Here is a 5737-nt window from a genome sequence, read left to right as displayed (position 1 = left end):
CCCCACCACCGGCGATCACCAGCATCCGCGTCGTCCTCGTCACGGCCCCTCCCCGCCCTCGTCCGAGTGGTCGGTCACCATCGTGCCCCGGAAGCCGGTTGCGACGGAGCCGTTTCGGCGGCTTGGCCGGCGCGGGCCGATGGGGACGGCGCCGGGCGACCGCCGTCAGACGTGGTCGGCATGATCGCGCATCGCCTCCGCCGCCGCGAGCGCCGCCGTCGCCTCCTCGCGCACCCGCTCGTCCTCGTCGTCCCCGGCCACGGACCGCAGGAGGGTGTGAACCTCCGGCTCGTCGTACCAACCGAACGCCAGCGTCCACGCCAGCCCGGCGCGCACCACCCCGCTCGCGTCCTCCCGCACCCGCCGCACCAGCACCGGCCCGACCTCCGGCCCGCCTGCCACCGCCCACATGCGCAGGGCGGTGAGCCGCAAGTCCTCGTCGGGGTCCCGGGTGGCGTGGTGGGTGAGGAGGTTGCGGGTGGTCTGGTCGGGCCAGTGTCGGGTCAGGTTCCGCAGGACGGTGAGGCGGGGCTCAGGGTGAGGTTCGTGGGTGGCGTGGTGGGTGAGGAGGTCGCGGGTGTGCTGGTCGGGCCAGTGTCGGGTCAGGTAGGCGAGGGCGGTGCGACGGGTGAAGGGGTCGGGGTGGTTGTTGGCGTGGTGGGTGAGGAGTTCGCGGGTGGTGGAGTCGGGCCAGTACCTGGCCAGAGCTTGGAGCACTGGGACGCGGGGATCGGGATCCTGGGTGACGTGGTGGGTGAGGAGGTGGCGGGTGTGCTGGTCGGGCCAGCCCCTGGCCAGGCGAGCGAGGGCGGTGCGACGGATTAAGAGGTCGGGATCATGGCCAGCGCGGTCGGTTAAAAGTTCACGGCTCGTGTCGTCGGGCCAGCGTCCGGTCAGGTAGGCGAGGGCGGTGCGACGGGTGAAGGGGTCGGGGTGGTTGTTGGCGTGGTGGGTGAGGAGTTCGCGGGTGGTGGAGTCGGGCCAGTGCTCAGCCAGAGCTTGGAGCGCTGTGGTGCGGGGTTTGGAGTCGAAGTCGTGGAGGGTGTGGTGGGTGAGGAGTTCGCGGGTGGTGGAGTCGGGCCAGTTCTGGGCCAGGTGCTGGAGAGCGACGTAGCGGAGGTTCTCGTCGGGGTCCTGGGTGGCGTGGTGGGTGAGGAGCTCGCGGGTGGCGGGATTGGGCCAGTGCTCGGCCAGGCGATCGAGGGCGGCGCGACGCGCGTGGGCGATCGGCGCGTGTACGGCAAGTAATTCAAGGGTGCCGGGAGAGCGGTACAGGGGCGCTACCTGGGATGTCGGGCTGCCATCGACCCACCCGGGGAAACTCAGAAATTGACCATGGAGGTGGGACCAGCGAAGAAGCCGTTGGCGGCCTGCCCAGTGGTCGCTGAATGTGGCAAGCGCCGGGGCCGCCTCCTCCAGGTAGAGGTGTGTATCCACATGATCGGTCAAGGAGGAAATCAGAGCGCTCACCACATTCTCGCTCTGCTGTGTGAGGAGGCCGATCTTGCGCACCTCGGCCAGGGCTCGCACCGCGAGAGCGAGGAGGCGTTGGTCATCGCGTGTGCGGTGGAGGTGAAGGAGGTGGTCGATGAGCCGGCCCGCGTGGGGTGGCGCCAGTTGGCCGGTGACCAGGAGCAGTACCTCGTGCCAGGCCGGCTTCCCGGCCAGTTCACCGAGGACGTCGTGAACGAGTTGGTCCGGGGTCCACTCGCGGTCCCGTGTGTATCGGTGGGTGAGGTCGGCGGCGGCGAGGTATTCCAGGAAAGTGCGGTGGACGAAGCCGTATACGCCGCTGCCGTAGTGGCTGAGGATGAAGTTGCGCTCCCGTAGCTGGCGCACTATCGCCCTGGTCGCAGCTCGGACTTGGACCGGGGGCAGGTCGTAGTCTTTGAGGTAGTCGTGCAGGATCTTTTCGAGATCCACGGTGTGGATGTGATTACCGGCGATGTCGTCCTGCATCTTGCGGGCCAGGAGGCGCAGCAACTCCAGTAGTTCTCCGGCCTCCAGCACCTCCAGAACCTCCCGCACCTCCGGGGAGACGCGGGGGGCGAGGTGCTTGGTGTCCTGGTCCCAGCGGGCCACCAGGACTGTCACGGCGTGTTCGTAGACCCCCTGCCGGTCGCGAGGGAGGGTCTGGCGGCGGCCGATGATGGCCAGGATGGTCAGCAGCAGCGGGTTGCCGGCCAACTCCGCCACCGCCCTGGAGTGCGTGACGGCGTCGGTGACCCGCTTTTGCAGAGCCGTGGCCTTCGCGGGATCCCCGGGGCAGGCGGTGGCGTACCAGCAGCGGGTGAACTCCTTGATCTGGTCGGTGTCCAGGTCCTGCAGCATGTAGTGCTCGAACCCCGCTCCGGCGAGAACGCCCTTGCGGTAGCCGATGACCCGGGAGGTCACCACCACCCGTGTTCCGGCGTAGCGGGAGGCGAACGCGGCGATCCGCTTCGCCACGGTCTCGCGAATCGCGGGGTCGAACAGCTCGTCCAAGCCGTCGAAGATCACCAGGGCACGTCCCGACGCCAGCAACGGCGCCAGCACCCGACGCGGCACGCACATGCCCTCGGTGTCGTACAGGTGGTCGAGGTACTCCTCGAACGGCTTCTCCCGCCACTCCTCCTGTGCGTACCGGCGCAGCTCGACCACCACCGGCAGTCGGCCCGCCAGGGACTCGGGAAGGGCCCCGCCGCCGCAGGTCAGGGTGAGCGCCGCGTACCGGGCCAGGGTGGACTTTCCCGCGCCCGGGTCGCCGAGGATCACCAACCGGTCGTTCCGCTCGTTCCCCAGTACCTCCAGTACCGGTTCCACCGGCCGTTGGGCGGCCTGTCGCGCCTGCTCCGGATATGCGCTCTCCACGCCCGGGGGCAGGGCGTTCTCCGCCGGTTCCCCGTGCTCGGCCAGGCGCTTCATCAGCTCTCGCGGCAACGACACCGGTGGTGGGTCGGCCCGTACCCCCGGTGGGACGAACACCTCCCGCAGTTCCACCACCGGGTGCTCGCCCTGGTCGGACAGGGGGGTGAGGACCTCCAGGTCCAGCCGGCCGTAGGAGTCCCGCACCCGTCGCGCGTACGCGGCCACCGCCTCGGCGGCCTCCTCCTCCGAGACCTCCCCGGCCGGCCACTTGCCCCCGGCGACCACCAGGGTCTCGATGTGCATGACGCCGCTGTTGGCCACCGAGCCGCCCCGTGCCTCGGCGCTGCCGGTTCGGGAAGCCCCCGTTCGGGAGGCATTCGTGCCCCCACCACGCAACCCCATATCCGATCCCACCCCTCGTTTCTCCAGCTCACGCCCCACTGGCCGCGCGTTCATGGCACTCGACCGCACCGCGTATCCCGGGACGGGACTTCGGACCTTTGGTGGTGCCGGGGCCGGAGGCCCAACTCCGTTCAAAGCCTTCATTGTTCACGGTATGGCCGTGGAAAATGCCGTATCCCCGACACTCGTGACCTCCCCCGCTCCCGTGCGGGACCGAGCAGGGCTTCCGGTGGAGGGGCGCCCCTTCGGGCGGGAGCGGATCGTGCCCGAGGGCGCCGTTCCAGTTCAGCGGCCGGGGTGTCTCCCCCGACGTCAGGGCAGGAGGCGTCGGACGGCAGTGCGGCCCGCTTCGAGGGCGGCCTTCAGCGTCTTCCCGTCGCGGGTGAGGCGTCCGACCCGGGGCGACTCCGGTGCCGGACGGATCGAGAGCACGGCGGGCTCGCTCCGGGGGGCCGTGTCCACCGGCGGTGTCCCGGACGGGAGCCCCGAGCGGTCGTAGGCGGCGAGGAGCGCGTCGTCCTCCGACAGGCGGGTACTCCGGGAGTGGAAGACCTCGTGCAGGGCCCCGGGGTGGCTCCGCAGGGTGGTCGAGGTGATCAGCCGCGCCCCGAGGGAGGGGCGTGCGGGTGCCCGGGAACCGGCTGCCGGGGAGGGCATCGGCGCCGAACGGGAGCGCAGCACCAGCACGTGGGTCGCGCCCTGTGCCAGGGCGGTGCGGTAGGGGATGGACTCGGCGAGTCCGGCGTCGTAGAAGGTGTGCCCGCCGAGGCGGACGGGCGGGCCGGCGAGGAACGGCAGGGCCGCACTGGCCCGCAGCGCCAACCGCAGTTCGACCGGCCCGGTCAGGAACGGCCGCAGGTCGGTGGAGAGGCCGGAGTGCGCGTCGGTGGCGAGCGGGTGGAACTCCACGGGGTTGGCCAGGACGGAGTCGAAGTCCATCGGGGCGACCTCGCGGTAGAGGTACTCGATCAGGTGGCGCACGTCGACGACGGGGCGGCGGAGCCACAGGTTGGATGGGCGGATCATCGCCCTCGCGTAGGAGGGTTCGGCCCACCCCGTCAGGTTCTCCGGGGTGCTGCTGAGCAGCCAGGCACCGGTGATGGCTCCCGCCGAGGCCCCGTAGACGGCGTCGAAGACCCGCGTCACGCCCGCCTCGTGCAGCGCGAGGGCCATGCCGGCGGAGATCGTTCCGCGCATGCCGCCGCCCTCGATGACCAGGGCCAGGCGCAGGCCGTCGCGGCGCGCCCCCGGGCCGTCGCCCTCCCGTGCCCGCTCGGCGATGACCCGTAACACCTCGTGCCGCTCGCCGGTGGTGAGGTTCTCCCGCTGCATGTGGCCTCCCCCTGTTCCCGCTTTCCGTCTCCCCGGGGTGCCCGGGGCCGTCGGGGGCAGACGGTACGGGATGGGGGTCGTGACCACACGGGGGTTTCAGCCGCCGGTACCCCGGGGCGGAGCGGGTCCGAGCGGCCGACTCGATACCGGGCCCCGGCCGGTCAGCCGGGCGGGGCCCCACAGGAACACATGAGAGGGGCCCGGTCCGCGGGCTCCTCCCCGCCACCGACCGGCGGGGCCCCGAAACGGGCGAGGCAGTGCCAGACCCTCTTGAGTTCCTGCGGGTGGTGACGGCCCGCTCGAACGGCGTCCCCGATCACCGCCGGGTCGAGCCGGCCGTCGATCGCGATGGCGACGCCGAGGTCCACGTACCGTTGCCCCCGGTACTCCGGGTGCCGTCGCAGGTGGTCCACGTCGAGGCGGAAGCCGGGGTGCCATTCGACCGGGCACGGGAGTCGACCGGCGTCCTCCTCCACGGCCGTGCCCCGGTAGCAGGCGTCGAGAACCAGCGCCTCGACGTCCCGGGCGAGTTCGACGGTGCCGTGGATCTGTGCCTCGATGTGCCCGTCCAGGGAGTCGAGATCGTCGGTCTCGGCCAATTCGATGAGGGAGAAGCGGGACGCCACGCCGAAGGCCGAGGGGCCGGTGGAGCTGTCCGGGTAGCAGAACGTGGCCCTCCGCAGGGTGTCGGAGGTGAGCCTGAAGTACGAGGAGCCGAACCGGGGCGCTCCGCCGGCGGGGTTCCGTCGGAAGTTCAGCGCGCCGTAGACGGGACGCTCCCGGGGAGCCGCCCGGTCATAGGCTCCCGCGAACATACGGCTCTCCCACAGCCAACGGTCCCCGCCCGGATGGGCGGTCAGTCCGCCGTTGCCGGCACCGGTCACGAACTGGGAGTGGTAGACCCCGTCCCTCGCCATGCCGAGCAGGATCGGTCGGCCGCCCACCATCCGGTCGGGGTGGAAGTTCATCGTCAACCGCAGGCGGGGGTCCAGCGGGTCTCCCGAGGACAGGGACGTGACGTGGCGCAGGGCCCTCTCCTGCGGTGACCGGGTCATGTCGGTCACCATCCGTGAAGTCTGTACCGACACGGTCCTTCGGTACATCTCGATTTCCGGCCGGGGCGCGTGGGGAGGGCCGGGAGCTGTCTCTTATACAC

3 protein-coding genes are annotated in these 5737 nt (G+C 71.0%); all 3 read right to left on the bottom strand.

What is annotated here, in order from left to right; all coding sequences use genetic code 11:
- Nucleotides 1-165 precede the first annotated feature (165 nt).
- Nucleotides 166-3168 carry a HEAT repeat domain-containing protein gene (locus FOE67_RS14670; protein WP_182664377.1) on the bottom strand — a complete coding sequence of 1001 codons (3003 nt, stop codon included), beginning with the start codon at nt 3166-3168 and terminating at the stop codon, nt 166-168.
- A 393-nt stretch (nt 3169-3561) separates the two neighbouring features.
- Complete coding sequence (locus FOE67_RS14665; RefSeq protein WP_182664375.1) at nt 3562-4581, bottom strand: patatin-like phospholipase family protein; 1020 nt, start codon at nt 4579-4581, stop codon at nt 3562-3564.
- Between the two features lie 161 nt (nt 4582-4742).
- Nucleotides 4743-5636, bottom strand: coding sequence for a DUF3626 domain-containing protein (locus FOE67_RS14660; protein ID WP_228473896.1), 894 nt, complete (start codon nt 5634-5636; stop codon nt 4743-4745).
- Nucleotides 5637-5737 lie beyond the last annotated feature (101 nt).

The organism is Streptomyces calidiresistens, from assembly GCF_014141525.1.
GTDB lineage: Bacteria > Actinomycetota > Actinomycetes > Streptomycetales > Streptomycetaceae > Streptomyces > Streptomyces calidiresistens.
This window is presented reverse-complemented; position numbering and strand designations above follow the sequence as displayed.